Here is a 15,709-nt window from a genome sequence, read left to right as displayed (position 1 = left end):
GTCCGCGGTGAAGAACAAGCAAGGTTTTAAGCCTTAAGACGTAGTAGTATACCCGGCGATGATTAGACTGACCTGAGCGGAAAGATGAAGAAATGCACCTATTATGAGCTACTTTGTTGCTGTTCTGAGCTCTCGTTCTGTAAAGGCCTAACGAGTTGGAAGGTTGCTATCGTAAGGTCTTCAGGCTTTCTGATAATCTCGCCCACTCTAACACCAATCAGCGTTTTAACGCCCTTTGAAAAGGCCGTGTCTACGAGCCTTTGAGTTATTATCCCGTCCAGTACAATATGCGCGACACCGTCGAGGTCCTTTAACTTGTCCACGACCTCTTTCACTGGCACACGCGCTATCTCCCTCCACTCACTGTCGTACATCACAGCCTCAAGCGTGCCCTTCAGTTGCTCGATCGCGTTCACGACTTCCTGAGGGACGAAAACCTCTTTTGCTACCGGAGGGTTGTTCTTCGCGGCTTTGATCAGTTTTGACGGAGGTATTACAACCTCCGCTTTAACCTCCTTTGTCTGCCTCCTCTCCCTCTCTAAACTCTCCAAGAACTCCTTCGCGGGCACCTTGTTTTGGAGGGCTCGTGCGATCTCCTTACCTGTTAGCTCTTCAACCTCGCGGCCGCTTGGTGCTCTGGCGATGAAGTCGATGTCTAAGACGTTGAGCGCGTTTCTGGCTATGAGCTCACCGCCTCTGTCGCCGTCCACGAAAAGGATGACCTCCTTCTTCTTTTTGCAGAGCTCCTTTAGACTGGCGGGCACCGTCGCTCCGCCTATCGCTATCACGTTCCTGTACCCATGCTTAAGCAGGTTGAGGACGTCAGCCCTACCCTCGACGATAATGAGTGTATCAGAGGTATCAACCTCTGGGCCCGCGGGGAGCCTCTCCTCTCCCCACTCTATAACCTCGGCTGTCCTTACCCTTTCGAGAAGCTCCTCTACGAGCTCCTTAGACTCGGGAACTGTGCTGGCCAGCTTCTTGTATAGCTCTACCGCGCGCTCAATGATTTTGCGCCTTTTCTCAGCCCTTACATCTTCTATGTCGACGATCTCCGTAACCGCGTTGTAGGGTCCAACCTTGTCTATGCTCTCGATAGTGGCGGCGATTATGGCTGTCTCGGCCATGTCTAAGTTTGAGGGGATCTCGATCTCCGCGATCAGCTTGCCGTCCTGCTCCCGCGTGCTTACCTCTATCCTTCCAATCCTACCAACTTTTTGCAACTCTCTAAGGTCGAGCTCCCGCCCTAGTAGCCCCTCGCTGTGTCCAAATATAGCGCCGATTATGTCGTGCTTCTCTACGACCCCTGATACCGTCATTCGGGCTTTGATCACGTACTTAGCAGTTACAGGTAACCCACCCATTTTCACTTCACCCAGTGTTTGATGAGCGTGAAAACTGCACGCTGTACCCGCCAGTTAACACACCTTTTCATAGCTTCAGACGGTACACCGTCTTACGCTCGAGGTGCTCTCTGCTGGCGGAATACGCGTGCAGTCTCACTCCGGTAATGCAGGACGAGACTATAAAGTTTTTCGTTATACTTGAACGTAACGATGTTATATACAATAGCAACAAGATTATTCTTCATTGCACCCTTGTTTTGCATGTGGTTCTCCATGACTCCGAGAAATCACGGTAGAGCCGGGGCCGGGATTCGAACCCGGGGTAAAATCGGGTTTCACCGGCTAGGTACCACTGCAGCCCGACGCGTGTCAGGCCTCATAGGCCTCTTGACCACTCGGCCACCCCGGCCCTCACGCCTAAATGAGGGCTTTATGGCTAATAAATTTTCCCTTAGGCGAAAACCTTATCCTCCACTTCCCAGCATCACTCATGTGAAGTTTTCGCGAGAGATATACGATGAAGTTCACGGCTTTATCGACTTGACGGAAACTGAGGAAAGGCTTCTCCACCACTGCGCTCTCGCACGGCTCAGCCGCATTAAGCAGCTGGGACCGGCGTACCACGTCTATCCATCTGCCACGCACACGCGTCTATCCCACTCGCTCGGGGCGATGCACCTATCAGATAGGTTATTCGTCTCGGCTGTAGGCGAAGACACGTATGGCAGGCAACTAGTTCGTCTGGCCGGCCTCCTCCATGATGTGGGTCACATGCCGTTCTCCCACGCGCTCCCAGGCGACCACGAGAGGTTCACCCGAGAGATTATAAGTAGCATGCTGGGGGACGAGGTCGCCGAGTATTTTCCTGAGCTCTTGGAAATCCTGAGCGGCAGGCACAAGTATTCGCCGATTATAGCCTCGGAGATCGACGCGGACCGGCTCGACTATCTTTTGCGGGACGCTCACCACCTCGGCTTGCCATACCGCATGGTTGACCTCGAGCGCTTGCTCAGAAGCGCGAGGCTAGTGAGGGTCAACGGTGCGTGGGAGCTTGTTTTTAAAGCCAGCGCAGAGACCGCAGTGGAAGCCCTGCTGCTGACGCGGCTGGAGCTTTTCCGGCGGGTTTATTTCCACAAACACGTGTCGGGCTTTGAGGCCCTCCTGGCGAGAATTTACCAGGAGATGCCTGAGAGGAGCATTGTTGAGCCACCGAAAGAGCTTATCGTGAGCGGGAGGTGGTGCTACTTCGACGACTGCACACTGATAGAGATCATGAAGAATCTTTCCAGGAGTGGGGGCTGGCTAGCGGAGGCCTCGCGCATGTTCCTTAGAGGAGAGTTCCTGCACATGGTCTTCGAGGCACCCTACGCGTCGGGTGTCACGCTCGACGAGCTTAGCGATGTCGTGGCCAAGTGCCCTGCCCCCGAGGAATGGGTTTTCCTCCATACCCCCAAGCTTGTCCCAATGAAAGACCCCTCGAGAGTAATGCTTGATCTGGACGGGGAAGTGAAGCGGGCCGCGGAGCTGCAGGGGAGTCTGCTGGAGAAGCTAGCGGGCTACGTCTACACTGCAATTAGGGTGTATACGAGAGCAGAGTACGCAGAGAGCCTCAGAGGGTGCTTGAAAAAATCACTGAGAGAGCTTTAGCCTTATCGCCCTAGGTTGCAGCCTGATGAAGTCCCACGGGTGAGGGGGTTGCTGCTCTCCTAGGTACTTCCTCAGATCGAGACCGGCACCGGCTACAGCCTTGCGCCATGATCCAAGCCCCCCACCTATCCTAGCCCACTCGGCTAGCGCTTTTCCGACGTGCGCATCGCCACGCGAGATGACCGTTTGAATCAGGGCAAGCCTCGGGTCGTAGGCTCTCACGTCTGCGAGCCCGGCAAGCCTCCTCCTGAGGTACTGTATCCGCCTCCTAGCTTCCTCCAGGCCCACGAATGCCTGGTCTTGTAGGGGTGTGTGGGGTTTAGGCACGAACGGGCTAACCGTGATCTTGAGCTCTCTCTCACCCTTAAAGCCGCTGGCGCCGGAAAGCCTGAGTATGTAGGAGACAGTCTCGTCGAGGCTGCCCTCGTCCTCCCCCGGCAGGCCCACCATTAGGTAGACCTTGAGCCCTGTGAAGCCCAACTTTCTAGCTGTTTGCGCAACTTCGGTGACCCTTTCTAGGCTAAGGTACTTGCCTATCCGCATGGCGAGCTCCTTAGACCCTGTCTCCGGAGCTACCGTCAAGGTCTTCTGGCCCCCAAGCCTTATCATCTCCAGCCGCTTCTCGTTAAGCGTCTCCGCCCGCAGGCTCGGCACTGAGAATTCGAAGCCCTCTTCGACGAGAGCCTCGAGTATATTGTCTGCCCTGCTGTGGTCGAAGAAGGAGAGGCTCACGAGCTTCACAAAGGACGACCCGTTAGCCTCGCGGCCCTCGAGCGCTATGCCGATAACATCTCCAACATCTCTCTCCCTCACCACGTTGAATATCCTACCCTCGAGGCAGAACCTGCAGCCTCTGAAGCAGCCCCGGCTTGTCTCAATCGCCGTGCGCCTCCTCCAGTTACGGTCCTGAGCGGGCTGGAATTGAGCGACTGGATGGAACTCCCGTAGGAGGCTTCGAGCGAAGATAAACGAGACCTCCTCACCTTCGTGGAGCTCGGGGACGTAGAAACCCCTATCAGGAGCAAGGCTATCTAGAAGTGCCTTCCTCTCATCTCGAGTGCTCCTGAGAGCGTCTAGGAATGAAGGCACGATCTCCTCTATCTCCCCGACTGCGAGGACGTCGATGTACTCGGACAGGGGTGTGGGGTTCGCGATAACGGGAGGGCCTCCAGCCATGAAGAGCGGCTTATCTCTTTCGCGGGATCTTAGAGGTAGCGCTGAGGCTAAGATGAAGCGTAAGATGTTGGCAAAGTCTAGCTCGTAGTGCACGGAGATGAGCACCACGTCGAATGATCTCAGGGGGGATTGGCTCTCGAGGCTAACCACCCGCGGTGATCCGTCGTCGTTAAGCACGAACCGCTCGGCGATGACGTCCTCCTGCGAGTTGAGGTAGTAGTACAGCATCTGGAAAGCCAGTGAGTCGGCGGCTACGCGGTAGAAAGAAGGGTAAATCAACCCCACTTTAAGCATCCCTCTCCGGTACCGCTTGCGCACGGCGTTGATCTCTGCTACATCCAAGCCCGATTCACTTATTAACGTGGAAGGACGCAGAAGAATTAATGCTTAACCGTAAGAAGCAAGTTCAACCACCCGTAGAGGAGGAGCAAGTTGAGCCTGTTCCGGTCCAGGAGGAGATAGTGCAGGAGCAACACGTAGACCTTGTGCGAGGCAGAGCGGGTTACGAGCTCGTGAAAACAGGGATTGAGGGCCTCGACGAGAGGGTTGGCGGGCTCCTGCGGGGGAGGTCTTACCTTGTCACGGGCGAGACAGGCACGGGCAAGACGCTCTTCTCGATGACTTTCTTGATAAAAGGTGCTATGATGGGTGAGCCAGGAATCTACGTGCTGGTCGACGAGGACTACGAGGACTTCGCAAAAGGAGCCTACGATTTCGGCTGGGACATCGAGTCGCTCATAAGCCAGGGGCTCCTCAGCGTCCTCACCCTAATGCCCGATTTCGTCGAGAAGCTAAAGAACAAGCCTGCAAGCGTCGTAGTGGATTCCATAGTGAGCGGCATCCTAAGCGAGGCCGTGAGAATAAAGGCTAGGAGGCTCGTCATCGATCCGATAGCCCCGCTTATGGTGAATGAGGGAGACGTCGCGTGGGCGCGCGAGTATATTAAGAGCCTTATCATAAACCTCGAAAAGAGGATCGGAACAACCAACATCATAGTCTCAGAGATACCCACTGGAAGCACAGCCCTAAGCCGCTTCGGCGTGGAGGAGTTTCTGGCTGCAGGCGTCTTCGTGCTGGGGCTCGAGAGAGTCAAGAACACTTTCTACCGCACCCTCTTCATAAGGAAGATGAGATGGCGCCCCGTCCCCCCCGATATCTTCGTTTTCGATATAGTGCAGGGTAAAGGAATTGTTGTGAGGGACAAGCTATCCAAAATAGTAGCGACGAGTCAGCCCTGATGTCACAACTCACCAGTCGTAAATACCAACCCTCATCATCCACGAACGATAGGCTGCTCGGTTTTAAACATTTACTGGTCGACCCCCCCTTCTAGCCCCGCCCCGTCGCTCTCTGGCTGGTCAAGGGGTGGAGGTACGAGGAGGTAATGTTAAGGTTTTTATCATTACTACTCGAAACTCCTCACGAGGTTGCAGTGAAGCGGATATCGGTCAAGGTTCACAGTAGCGGTGGCTACACCGTCGTAGCGATGTGCGACGAGGATTTGCTGGGTAGCGAGGTCAACCACGGTAGAGTAAAGATCAGGTTTACGGAGGAGTTCTTTGGGGGGATTCTAGTCGACTCGAACTCTCCTGAGCTTGAAAGTTTGCTTGCGCGCGCGGACAGCATCACGGCCTTCGGTAAGACATGCATCGAGTACCTTGCCAGGATTTTTCCAACAGTGCCCGAAGCTGTGCTCGAGGTGGGCGGCATCCCTTACATACAGATTTTCAGAATGCCGTTCGAATAGTCCGGCGAAGACCGGCGAGCTTGAGCCACTCTCCTGCGACGCTTTCTCATGACCTGCTTCTCACCTAGACCATCTCTACACTGCCAGGTGCGGATGTAGATATTCACATAAGTTGTGACGGCTAAGCGCTGAAGATGGCTACGCACTCACTTGAAAATATCTGCCTCATATCTTCGATCTACGGGAAATAGGGCAAGGCTTGGTGGAATGCGTGGAGGAGGTGAGGGCAAAGCTAAAAAGCACTAACCCGGAAAGTATCACTGCTACAATCATGCAAAGAATGCTGATTTGCCCAGTCTGCGGCAGGCGTGTCGACAAGCTGGTAGAAGGTGTTTGCGAAGAGTGCTACCGCAGAGAGCACCCGCTCGCCGAGCCTAAAGTAAAGCGCTTAGAGGTGGAGGTTTGCAGGAGCTGTGGGGCGCTGAGATTCAGGAAAGGTAAGTGGCACTCCGACGTCGGGGATCTGGAGGTCGAAATCGCTCGGGAAGCTTCGAGGCTTCTGAGGTTTAGAGGCTATGTCAGCGGGGTCGAGGCCGAGTTATCTAAAGACCTCTCGCTGCTGACGCTCAAGGTTAGGGGTAAAGCTCTTCCGGGGCTCGCCGGCGAGTACGTAGAGGAGTACGTACTCGGTGTCTCGGTTGCGAGAACTATCTGTGAGGCTTGTCTAGGTCAGGTCTCCAAGAAGAAGGCCGCTCTTGTTCAGGTGAGGGCTAAGGACAGGAAATTTTCCCAGTCAGAGCTCCGGGAGCTGGCTAAGCAGGTTGAAGAAGGAATTTCGGAGCTCGCCTTAAGGGACTCTAGCGTTATTCCCGTGGAGGTTGAAGAGAAGCCGGAGGGGCTTGACATCTACTTCTCAAGTTACAGTGCAGCCAGGCGGGTTGCTGAATTGCTGTCACGCAGGATGTACGTCGAGGTCCTAGAGACAGCTAAGCTCATAGGTATCGATGACAGCGGGCGGGAGAAGTACAAGAGAACAATAAGGCTCCTGCTCCCGAGCTTCAAGGCGGGTGATGTGGTGAGGTTCAATGGTGGCGTCTTCTACGTGCTTGGTGTGACTGCTAGGCACGTAGAGTTGCTGAACCTTGAAAGCTACGCGGTCACGCGCCTCTACCTGAGTCATGAGTTCACCTCAAGAGTGGAGGTTCTAGCGCACGTTGACGAGCTACCGGAAGCTATCGCCGTATCTACCCACGGCGACTTCATTCAGATTATGGAGCTGGGGTCCTACAGAACATTGGAAGTGCGCTTAATCTCGCCAGACGCCGCCGAGCTCTTGACCAGCCAAGAAAGGCTGAAGATATATTGGGAGGGAGAGAAGGCTTATATTATACCGATCCAAGGTACTCATCGAGGAGCAGCTCGATCGCGTGCCTAACGAGCTCGGAGATCGAGGAGTACAGTCCTTGTTCAACGAGCCTCTGCATCTCTTCGTGCTCCTTCTGAGTGATCCGGAAGTTTACCTTTACTAGATCTCTCGAGTGGGAAGATCTGCCCACGAGGTAGCTTGCACAGTCGTAGTTATAAAGCCTTCACACTTGCAAAAAGCTTTTTAAGTGCACCTCGAGGCGATAACGAGGTTTAGTATGCCTGAGTTCAAGCTGGTAATCTCTGACCCTGCAACCGGTAAGGCTGAGCAGGTGGAAGTGAAGGGAGACCAGGCCGCTAGACTCATAGGGCTTAAAATCGGAGATATAGTAGATGGAGCTCTCATCGGCAGGCCGGGCGTTAAGTTGCAGATAAGGGGTGGCTCTGGAAGGGCGGGCGAGCCCATGAGGCCGGACATTCCCGGAGCGAGGAAGGGTTATTTTCTCCTCTCAGGGCCCCCAGGCTACCGGCCGAGGGAGAAGGGCGAGCGCAGGCGCAAATACGTTAGGGGTAATACCATCACAGACGACATAGTTCAGATAAACCTCGTTGTCTTGCACGGTGAAGAGGCCACTCAAAAGAACTAAATATTTATAAGCTTGGGAAACGTCAGCACCTCATATGAGTAAAGAAAAAGACGCCGATGCCCGCGGCGAAGAAGAAGCAGAAATCCCGCTACCCGACGGGCAGACAACGCTTTTATGTGTTATCCAGCAGCTGCTAGGCTTCGACAGGGCTAGGGTCTTCTGCAGCGACGGCAAGGTTAGGCTCTGCAGAATTCCCGGGAAGTTTAAAAAGAGGATGTGGATGAGGGTTGGGGATGTTGTTCTCGTGGCGCCGTGGGATTTTCAGCCTGATAGAGGAGACATACTCTACCGATACACGTCCACGGAGCTTCAAAGGCTTGAGAGAAAGGGCCTGCTCAAAGAACTCCACGAACTGCTAGGATAGGCTTTTGATGAGCTTGGCTAACTCGATGGCGAGGTTCCTAGGTACGCCTGTGAACCGCCTCACCTCTAACCCTTTTTGGAAAACTATCACAGTTGGTAGACCGTAGACCTCAAACCTCTCTACCGCCCTCTTATCCCTGTCGACATCTATCCTCAGGAACGCGACATCCGTACTTGACCGGAACGCTTTAGAGACCTGGTCGAGCACCTCCTCGACAGCTTTGCAGGGGATACACCACTCCGCGTAGAAGTCTAAAACCACCACTCTCATGCTTCTGAGGTAATTCTCGGCCTGCTCCACGCTCACATCCAGCAGCCCCACATCCAAGCACCAGAATATATAACGATGTGCCGCCTTGAAAAGAATAACTGTGGGTACGCACCTTACACCCATAATCCCCCGCCTGAGAATAGGCCTAAGCGGGATTAGGGGTAAGACTCTGGTCGTGGACGCTCTAAACGCTATTTACCAGTTTCTCGCGTTGATCCGCCGACCCGACGGCGAGCCTCTCGAGAACAAGGAAAGAAAGGTCACTTCGCACCTTGTAGGCCTCGCCTCCCGTTTCTCAAAGCTCGCAGTCGATTACCACTGTGACTTCATCTTCGTCTTTGACGGTCCACCGCTACCTCTAAAGCAGCGTGAGCTTGCAAAGAGAAGACTCATCCGGGAAAAAGCCGAGAAGGAGATGCGGGAATTGCTGGCCAGAGGCGAGTACGAGAAAGCGTTCTCGAAGGCCGTCGTAGCCGTGAAGGTTGATGAGTGGGTGATAGAGAGCTCTAAGAAACTCGTCAAGCTTATGGGGTGGCCTGTAGTGGACGCTCCGGCCGACGCAGAGGCTCAGGCCGCTTACATGGTATCTAAGGGCGACGCGTGGGCTGTAGCCACTCTCGACTGGGACGCTCTGCTTTACGGCTCCCCACGCCTACTCCGCTACCTAACCCTTACGGGTACAGAGTGGTTGCCAAGCAAGGGGGTGGCGAGGAGGCTCGAACCCGAGCTCGTGGAGCTTGAGGGCGTACTCCAGAGGTTGGGTATATCGAGGCGCCAGCTCGTCGAAATAGCGATCCTGGTGGGCACTGACTACAGTGAAGGGGTGAAGGGGGTTGGCCCGAAAAAGGCCCTCCAATTGATAAAGAGGTACGGGAGCATTGACCAGCTACCTAGAAGCATCAGGGAGAAGCTAGCGGGCTACGAGGAGGTTCTCGAGATCTTCCTCAACCCGCCCGTCAAAGAGAGCTACAGTCTAGAGTTTCAGGAGCCGGCTTACGACGAACTTGAACGCTTCCTAGTGGACGAGAACTCGTTCTCCGAGAGTAGAGTGAGAACCTTAATCGAGCGGCTTAGGATAGTTTGGGGTAGGAGGAGCCAGCTGACGCTCAACGGTTTCGCGTAGAACGCGAAAAGATAAGCTTGCCCGCTGCTCCTGTAAAATAGAGGAAGCAGGGTTTTAATGAACTCCCTACGTGTGTAGCTCCCACTTTACTTTCGAGAGCAGCTTCTGATCCCCAACGTGGTGAGGTAATTGGAATTAGCTTGGGAAAGCCCGAGGATGACAAAAAGAACTCTGAGAGCGGCGTTGAGAAAATATAGTGGAACAGGATTGGAAAAGCGGGTTAGTGCGCGGTGGCTTTGACATTCAGTGACCTTGTGAAGGTGGCTAAGCAGGTCGAGGAGAAGAGAAGCAGGATTGAGAAAGTTAGGGTGCTGACCAGCTTCTTTCAAGGGCTGACTCCGGAAGAGGCGGCTCTCGCGGCGAGGTTTCTTGCGGGGTTTGTTTTCCCGGAGGGGGATGAGCGCGAGTTAGGTGTGGGTTATGCTACCATAATTAATGCTATTCGGCAATTGAGGAACAGCAGGATTGCACCGCTCATGAGAGAGCCTCCGACCCTTCAGGAAGTGTACTCTACCTTAGACAGGATCTCAAAGGCGAGCGGCGAGGGGGCCAGAGAGAGGAAGCTTATACTTCTCCGCGGCCTCTTCTCGAGGATGAGCGAGGAAGAGGTGGAATACCTCCTAAGGATGCTCTTTGGCGAGGTTAGAATAGGTGCTAACGTCGGGGTTATTTTAGAGTCTTTGGCCAAGGTGGGAGGCTACACAGGGGAGGAGATTAGAAGGGGGTACATGTTACTAGGGGATTTGGGTGAGCTAGCTAGGAGAGTCGTCGCCCGTGAAGACATCAGGAGTGTGAGTTTAGAGATTTTCAGGCCCGTTAAGCCCATGCTCGCGGACATGGCGTACAGTCCGCTAGAGGTTTTACGAGAACACTCGGGCTACACTTCAGCAGAGTTCAAGTACGATGGTGTTCGGGTGCAAGTACACGTCAAGAACGGTAGGGTTGAGATCTTCTCGAGGCGAATGCACAGGATAACGGAGTTTCTTCCAGACGTTGTTGACAAGGTGCGTGAGCACGTGAAAGCGGAATCGGCAGTGGTGGACGGCGAGGCCGTGGGGGTAGTTGCAGGCAGGCCTGTAGCCTTCCAGGAGCTGGCCCGCAGGTTTCGAAGGAAAAACGAGCTGAGAAGCTTCCTCAGGAGTGTCCCGTTTCAGGTCTACTTCTTTGACATACTTTACCTGAACGGCAGAATGCTGATCGACGAGCCTTACGTTACGCGTAGAAACCTTCTGGAGGACGCGCTGGAAGGAGAGCTTCTCGCAAGGCAGAAGTTTGTCTCGAGTGTGGAGGAGCTGGAAGCCTTCTACGAGGAGGCGGTTAGAGAAGGCCACGAGGGCGTTGTGTGCAAGCAACCGGGGTCGAACTACGAGCCGGGCGTGCGTGGAAAGAAGTGGTTGAAGCTGAAAAAAGTCGACACGGTTGACTGCGTGATAGTTGCCGCTGAGTGGGGGCACGGGAGGCGTGCCGGGTGGCTCAGCGACTACTACTTAGCAGTTAGAGATGAGAACACAGGAGGCTTCGTCGTCGTCGGAAAGACCTTCAAAGGATTAACCGACGCTGAGTTTGAGGAAATGACCAGGAAGCTGTTGGAGCTGAAGACGCGTGAAGAGGGGTGGGTTGTCCACGTGAAGCCGCAGATTGTGGTCGAGGTGGACTACTCGGAGATACAGAGAAGTCCGAGGTATAGCTCGGGGCTTGCCTTGAGGTTCGCGAGGATCAGGAGAATAAGGCCAGACAAGAGCCCCGACGACATCACGACACTGCAGGAGCTCTGGCGCAGGTACCACGAGCAGAGGAAGGCAAGGATTATCAGCGATGCTTAAAGGCCGCACCTGGCTCATCTGCCCCCTTCACTTTTCCGAGGGCCCCTTTGCGGGGTGGTCATGGGTCCCCTTGCGGGGGCCGCCCCGGTTGGGCGGCCTTCAGCTCGTGTTGCCGCGGGCACATCCCCTCATCGCGCCGCGCGCGGCACTCGGCAAGCAGCCCATCCCCGTGGGTGTCGCCGTGCCGGGAACTGGGGCCGGGGCCTGGCGCCTCGCTGTGCCTGTCTGACTGGGCTTAGCTGAGAAGTCGTCCGGCGAGTAAGTGGTCAAGGTAAACGGGGAATCATTAATGTCTGTCTACGTCGGGCTACTCGGCAGTGTAGTGCCCAGGCTTATGCCGTACGCCGCTTTCAGCACGACGCTCCTTGTAGTGTACTCCCTCCTAGCGAGGCTCCTGATAGACAGCATTGTTTTAGCCGGAGTCCCCACCGCCTTGCTCTGGATGGAGGGCGTAAGGCTAGAGAGGCCAGCCAAGCGGTTAGTCTCTAGGTATTAGTGCCGTATATGCATAATCGCCCCTCTTTTTCCTTGACTAGTTTTCCAGTCAAAAAACTAAATATCCCTTAATCGCGGTTAGCCCTTGTAGTGCTTATGTCCTCGCCCGAGGAACTCCTCAGGGTCCTGAAGGATCCCACGCGAAGGAGGATCGTCAGGCTCTTGGCGGAGAAGGGGCCTTTGGAGTACAGCGAAATAATGAGGGAGCTGGGTCTCACCAGCACGGGGAGGCTAAACTACCACCTGAACGCGATGAGAGAGCTGCTGGAGAAGGATGAGCTGGGGCGCTACAGGTTAAACAGGAGGGGGCTCCTGGCCTACCAGCTCCTGAGGGAGTACGAGAGCGGTAAGGGAGAGTACACGATTGGCGTACACCCGCTTGCGTTATTGGTAGAATCGCTACCAGCGTTCATAGTCGGTGTGGTCATACTTTTCTTTCTACTAAGCCAGGGATTTTTCGCTGTTAATCCTCTCTTTTTGGTAGCGCTGATAGCCATAATTGCAGTGGTTCTGCTCAGACTGGCATACGGACTCGCGGGGAAGCCATTCCCGTACCTAAAAGTCAGAAGAGATTAGTCCAGAACCATGGTATGAGGAAATCATACCTAGTACGAGGAGATTCATACCCGCCTTATTTACCAGTCGTAGATCGTCCCTTGACGATATTCAGACGCGAGAGGAGTTGGGTGAAGAGCGAGCTGAGTAGGTGGAGAGGTAGGCTGTCTACCTAGAGGGGTTCCTCGAGAACTGCAGGAGGAGGGTCAAGGAGCTCGAGAAGGAGAGGAGAAGGCTGCTGAGAGAGCCAAAGAGGCTCTACCTGGAGTTCTCGCCCAATAGCGTCACGGACGACCCTTTCGAGATGATGTACCGCATAAGAGTAGCCTGGAGAGCTAGCAAGGAGAGGCTGAGGAGCGCGAGCTTTGAGGGCGGGTGCAGAGGGGAAGACCCGTCGAGGTTTTTTTCAATGCGCTTGCGAGCGATCCGGAGCTCAGAGAACTTGCGAAGGAAAACAGCTACCACTTCGCAACCCTAGTGGGCCTCGCCTGCACACACCTCTCGGCGGAGTCCCCCTAAGGGAGGCTTGCTTCCTCGAGGGCCTTGAGAGGTGGCTCACCATTGGGGGCAAGGTGCCATTTTCGACCAGGCGGCTCCTGGTTGCCGTCCCTCGCCTTCAGGCTCGCCGTAAACCCCTGCGAGGTCTTAAAGAATGCTCACCAGCGTGCCGAGAAGGAAAGGGGGTACAAACACATCTCACTGTTGGCGGCTCTCTGCGCCCTAGAGATCTCAGAGGGGAGCTTGAGGGGTACCTAGACGAGGCGGCCTTCTTGGCATCATTTGCATTCGGTGCGATACCGCTACAGTTAGAGAAGTCTGCCTCGCCTCGTATAAAGGGTAGTACTCAAGGAGCTTGTGTGGAGGCTCGTGGAGGAGAGTCGGCGACTCGAGGCAGTAGCCGTAGCCTACAGCGCGATGAGGCGGGAGGCTAGGCTGGCCTCCGAGCTCCTGCAGACCGTAAAGCGGGAGGCTGGTGGCTTGGAGAGGCTCGACCTGCCCGCTTTACGAGGACGCAGAAGCACTCGATAGAATGGGGGTTATAAGCGTTCACATATGCTGTGCCAGCAAAAACCCAAACTGCACAGTTGCTGCGCGAACACTCTCCTGCAACTTCTTCCCAACCCGCGGGGAAACAGGGGAATCGGTGGGTCAAACACGGGAGGAAATCAGGGAAAAACTAAAAGCACCACTGCTACGACTTCTATGCCGTGATAGGCGCTAAGGGAAGGGGTCGAACGGGCCGATGCTTAAAGTGGGTAGAGTGGCTATAACGCCGATCGCGGACGAAAGCCTAGGAGTGCGCTCGATGAGTCTATACGTTGAGACTCCAGACGCGAGGATTCTCTTCGACGCTGGGATAAGCCTCGGACCGCTTCGTTACGGTCTGCCACCGCACCCGGAGGAGTTCAGGTCTCTGAGAAGGCTCAGAGAGAAGATCGTGGAGTACGCGGGTAAGGCTGATGTTGTTACGGTGTCGCACTACCACCGGGACCACTACACACCACCCTATAAGTCGCTTTACGAGTGCACCGATGAGGAGACATTCCTAGAGGTCTACTCCGGTAAAACGTTGCTTGCGAAGTCACCAACCTCTAGCATAAACTTCAACCAGAAGCGTCGAGCCCAGCAGTTTTTCAAAGCTCTCGAAGAATCGAAGAGCGGTGCTAGGGTGGTCCTCGCGGACGCGGGGAGACTGCAAGTAGGCGACACGCTTCTCGAAAGCTTTATCGCAGTTCACGGGGATGAGAAACTGGGTTGGGTTGCCTGCTTCAAGTTGTACGTCGGGGGTGAGGCAATTCTGGCTTACATGCCTGACGTCCAAGGACCCGTCTCCGATGAAGCGCTGGTGGTTTTGCTAAATGAGAGCTTCAAAGTGGCCATAATCGGTGGTCCCCCGACCTACCTAGGAGACAAGGGCAAGGACAAGTTAAGCAAAGGGTTAGAGAACCTCGCAAAGGCTTTAAGGGTGAAGAGAATCAACATCGTATCGCATCACATACTCCGCGACCCGAACTGGCGAACTGTTATTGACGAGATCTCACCGGCAGTGGATATCCATCTCTACAGTGAGATAGCCGGGCTGAGCTTCACGCCTCTCGAGGCCCACAGAAAGCTACTCTACGAGACAGACCCACCCCCGCAGTCGTACCTAGAGGCATTAAGGAAAAAGCGGATACGTTGCGAAGATCTTGGCGTTTGAGGGGCCGGGAACGGAGCCTGTAACTTCTTCAGCAATGCCTCGCTGATCTACCCCCGCGGATTCGATGCCTACGATGGGTCTCCCACGCGCTTTTAGGCTACCATGGTCTGTCTTTTATCCCCAGAACGTACGCCACTGCATTGGTGACTAGATGAATAAGAGGCGTTAGAACAACAACCACCACAACGTATTCCAGTGGCGGTGGCTTGTAAAGCCAGTAGGCGAGCACCGATCCCGCCACAAAGTCTAGTTGGTCTAAAAGAGGAGCGGGGTCTCCTGGTCTTAGACCCAGCCTCCTTTTGACGAACGCACCTACTAGGTCGCCTGTTAGTGCCCCGATGGACATCACAAAGGCAGACAAGAGGTCATGCAGCCCGAAAAGCTGCAGCAGGGCTCCACCTGCAGTCCCCGCGGCAACCCCGCCCAGGAAACCCTCAATAGATTTGTTGTCTCCTAAAACCCTCCTTCCGTCTGTGAATGTGGCCCCAAAGTCAAGGGGGTGCGGACGGTAACCAGCCCGCCGGATAACATGAACGGTTAGAACTGGGGCCCCGTTGGCAAAGTAGGCCGGGAGAATCCACACGATAGCATCCACTATTACGTGCACGACACAAAAATTACGAGATGATTAAAAAACTTCAGCTTTTACGGAGCTTATTGATATACTCCTCGATGCTCTTCGAACCCGAGAGCACCCCTTTTTCCGTGACTAATAGTGGAACCTCTGAGGTCCCGTACTCAAGAAGTAACCAACCCCTAAGGCTGTTTTTCGAAACGTCAACCACCTCGATCAAGCCGGAAAGACCGTTTTCAGCCAGCTTTGCTAGCAGGCGCTTCGACTCTTCACTCCCATCAACGAAGAGTACACCTACGTTGCCATTCTCCCTGACCATCACCACCTCACACCCCGCAGTCGAGTCTTTACGTTAACCATTCGAAACCCGCACACTACAGTTGAAATATAACTGTAGAGCAACAAAAACCCTTGCCGAATAAGCTGAAAGTGAAAAC

19 protein-coding genes and 1 tRNA gene are annotated in these 15,709 nt (G+C 54.7%); 14 read left to right on the top strand and 6 right to left on the bottom strand.

Annotated elements, in window-relative coordinates:
• Positions 1-101 precede the first annotated feature (101 nt).
• Together dnaG and MOV14_RS05070 are read right to left on the bottom strand one after the other, a co-directional pair.
• On the bottom strand, positions 102-1,364 hold the full coding sequence (gene dnaG, locus MOV14_RS05075) for a DNA primase DnaG (RefSeq protein ID WP_318536266.1): 1,263 nt from the start codon (positions 1,362-1,364) through the stop codon (positions 102-104).
• 278 nt (positions 1,365-1,642) lie between these two features.
• Positions 1,643-1,755 (bottom strand) — tRNA-Cys (locus tag MOV14_RS05070).
• Between the two features lie 83 nt (positions 1,756-1,838).
• On the opposite strand from MOV14_RS05070, the gene MOV14_RS05065 reads away from it, so the two are divergent.
• Positions 1,839-2,993, top strand: coding sequence for an HD domain-containing protein (locus MOV14_RS05065; protein ID WP_318536265.1), 1,155 nt, complete (start codon positions 1,839-1,841; stop codon positions 2,991-2,993).
• On the opposite strand, the gene MOV14_RS05060 is transcribed toward MOV14_RS05065, so the two are convergent.
• Entirely contained in the window at positions 2,976-4,511 is a 1,536-nt protein-coding gene (locus tag MOV14_RS05060) for a B12-binding domain-containing radical SAM protein (protein ID WP_318536264.1), read from the bottom strand. The genes MOV14_RS05065 and MOV14_RS05060 overlap by 18 nt on opposite strands.
• Positions 4,512-4,552: 41 nt before the next feature.
• Between MOV14_RS05060 and MOV14_RS05055 the strand changes: the two genes are divergently transcribed.
• The 5 genes from MOV14_RS05055 (at position 4,553) to MOV14_RS05035 (ending at position 8,232) form a co-directional block, all read left to right on the top strand.
• On the top strand, positions 4,553-5,407 hold the full coding sequence (locus tag MOV14_RS05055; RefSeq protein WP_318536263.1) for an ATPase domain-containing protein: 855 nt from the start codon (positions 4,553-4,555) through the stop codon (positions 5,405-5,407).
• 194 nt (positions 5,408-5,601) lie between these two features.
• Positions 5,602-5,916: a DUF424 domain-containing protein gene (locus MOV14_RS05050; protein WP_318536262.1), complete on the top strand. Its 315-nt coding sequence runs from the start codon at positions 5,602-5,604 to the stop codon at positions 5,914-5,916.
• A gap of 211 nt (positions 5,917-6,127) precedes the next feature.
• Complete coding sequence (locus tag MOV14_RS05045) at positions 6,128-7,291, top strand: NMD3-related protein (protein ID WP_318536261.1); 1,164 nt, start codon at positions 6,128-6,130, stop codon at positions 7,289-7,291.
• A 208-nt stretch (positions 7,292-7,499) separates the two neighbouring features.
• The gene (locus MOV14_RS05040) at positions 7,500-7,868 is read left to right on the top strand and encodes a 30S ribosomal protein S6e (RefSeq protein WP_318536260.1); all 369 of its coding nucleotides are present in this window, start codon (positions 7,500-7,502) and stop codon (positions 7,866-7,868) included.
• Between the two features lie 34 nt (positions 7,869-7,902).
• A complete protein-coding gene (locus MOV14_RS05035; protein WP_318536259.1) occupies positions 7,903-8,232 on the top strand; it encodes a translation initiation factor aIF-1A in 330 nt (109 codons plus the stop codon).
• Here MOV14_RS05035 and MOV14_RS05030 read toward each other — a convergent pair.
• Positions 8,224-8,553 (bottom strand): thioredoxin family protein, encoded by a 330-nt coding sequence (locus MOV14_RS05030; RefSeq protein WP_318536258.1) that lies wholly within the window; start codon positions 8,551-8,553, stop codon positions 8,224-8,226. The two genes, MOV14_RS05035 and MOV14_RS05030, sit on opposite strands and share 9 nt — an antisense overlap.
• Before the next feature lie 49 nt (positions 8,554-8,602).
• Between MOV14_RS05030 and fen the strand changes: the two genes are divergently transcribed.
• The 8 genes from fen (at position 8,603) to MOV14_RS04990 (ending at position 14,698) form a co-directional block, all read left to right on the top strand.
• Entirely contained in the window at positions 8,603-9,625 is a 1,023-nt protein-coding gene (gene fen, locus MOV14_RS05025; RefSeq protein ID WP_318536257.1) for a flap endonuclease-1, read from the top strand.
• Positions 9,626-9,855: 230 nt separating this feature from the next.
• The gene (locus MOV14_RS05020) at positions 9,856-11,448 is read left to right on the top strand and encodes an ATP-dependent DNA ligase (RefSeq protein WP_318536256.1); all 1,593 of its coding nucleotides are present in this window, start codon (positions 9,856-9,858) and stop codon (positions 11,446-11,448) included.
• Positions 11,449-11,737: 289 nt separating this feature from the next.
• Positions 11,738-11,944, top strand: a complete 207-nt coding sequence (locus MOV14_RS05015) for a hypothetical protein (RefSeq protein WP_318536255.1) — start codon at positions 11,738-11,740, stop codon at positions 11,942-11,944.
• A gap of 95 nt (positions 11,945-12,039) precedes the next feature.
• Entirely contained in the window at positions 12,040-12,519 is a 480-nt protein-coding gene (locus MOV14_RS05010) for an ArsR/SmtB family transcription factor (RefSeq protein WP_318536254.1), read from the top strand.
• 354 nt (positions 12,520-12,873) lie between these two features.
• Positions 12,874-13,017 (top strand): hypothetical protein, encoded by a 144-nt coding sequence (locus MOV14_RS05005; protein ID WP_318536253.1) that lies wholly within the window; start codon positions 12,874-12,876, stop codon positions 13,015-13,017.
• Between the two features lie 81 nt (positions 13,018-13,098).
• Positions 13,099-13,254, top strand: coding sequence for a hypothetical protein (locus tag MOV14_RS05000; RefSeq protein WP_318536252.1), 156 nt, complete (start codon positions 13,099-13,101; stop codon positions 13,252-13,254).
• Between the two features lie 111 nt (positions 13,255-13,365).
• Positions 13,366-13,527, top strand: coding sequence for a hypothetical protein (locus MOV14_RS04995; protein ID WP_318536251.1), 162 nt, complete (start codon positions 13,366-13,368; stop codon positions 13,525-13,527).
• 214 nt (positions 13,528-13,741) lie between these two features.
• Positions 13,742-14,698 carry an MBL fold metallo-hydrolase gene (locus MOV14_RS04990; protein WP_318536250.1) on the top strand — a complete coding sequence of 319 codons (957 nt, stop codon included), beginning with the start codon at positions 13,742-13,744 and terminating at the stop codon, positions 14,696-14,698.
• A 97-nt stretch (positions 14,699-14,795) separates the two neighbouring features.
• On the opposite strand, the gene MOV14_RS04985 is transcribed toward MOV14_RS04990, so the two are convergent.
• Positions 14,796-15,305, bottom strand: coding sequence for a CDP-2,3-bis-(O-geranylgeranyl)-sn-glycerol synthase (locus MOV14_RS04985; protein ID WP_318536249.1), 510 nt, complete (start codon positions 15,303-15,305; stop codon positions 14,796-14,798).
• Positions 15,306-15,336: 31 nt separating this feature from the next.
• On the bottom strand, positions 15,337-15,591 hold the full coding sequence (locus MOV14_RS04980; protein ID WP_318538136.1) for a glutathione S-transferase N-terminal domain-containing protein: 255 nt from the start codon (positions 15,589-15,591) through the stop codon (positions 15,337-15,339).
• Positions 15,592-15,709 lie beyond the last annotated feature (118 nt).

It is taken from the genome of Infirmifilum sp. NZ (genome assembly GCF_022693705.1).
In the GTDB taxonomy this organism is placed as follows: Archaea; Thermoproteota; Thermoprotei; order Thermofilales; family Thermofilaceae; genus Thermofilum.
The sequence above is the reverse complement of the archived record's forward strand: the minus strand, read 5'-3'. Positions and strand labels throughout refer to the sequence as shown.

Bases quoted from the DNA above. Each gene is read 5' to 3' on its own strand.
- MOV14_RS04990 (WP_318536250.1), top strand. From the start codon at position 13,742: ATGCTTAAAGTGGGTAGAGTGGCTATAACGCCGATCGCGGACGAAAGC.
- MOV14_RS04980 (WP_318538136.1), bottom strand. From the start codon at position 15,591: ATGGTCAGGGAGAATGGCAACGTAGGTGTACTCTTCGTTGATGGGAGT.
- MOV14_RS05010 (WP_318536254.1), top strand. From the start codon at position 12,040: ATGTCCTCGCCCGAGGAACTCCTCAGGGTCCTGAAGGATCCCACGCGA.
- MOV14_RS05040 (WP_318536260.1), top strand. From the start codon at position 7,500: ATGCCTGAGTTCAAGCTGGTAATCTCTGACCCTGCAACCGGTAAGGCT.
- MOV14_RS05035 (WP_318536259.1), top strand. From the start codon at position 7,903: ATGAGTAAAGAAAAAGACGCCGATGCCCGCGGCGAAGAAGAAGCAGAA.
- MOV14_RS05055 (WP_318536263.1), top strand. From the start codon at position 4,553: ATGCTTAACCGTAAGAAGCAAGTTCAACCACCCGTAGAGGAGGAGCAA.
- MOV14_RS05015 (WP_318536255.1), top strand. From the start codon at position 11,738: ATGTCTGTCTACGTCGGGCTACTCGGCAGTGTAGTGCCCAGGCTTATG.
- dnaG (WP_318536266.1), bottom strand. From the start codon at position 1,364: ATGGGTGGGTTACCTGTAACTGCTAAGTACGTGATCAAAGCCCGAATG.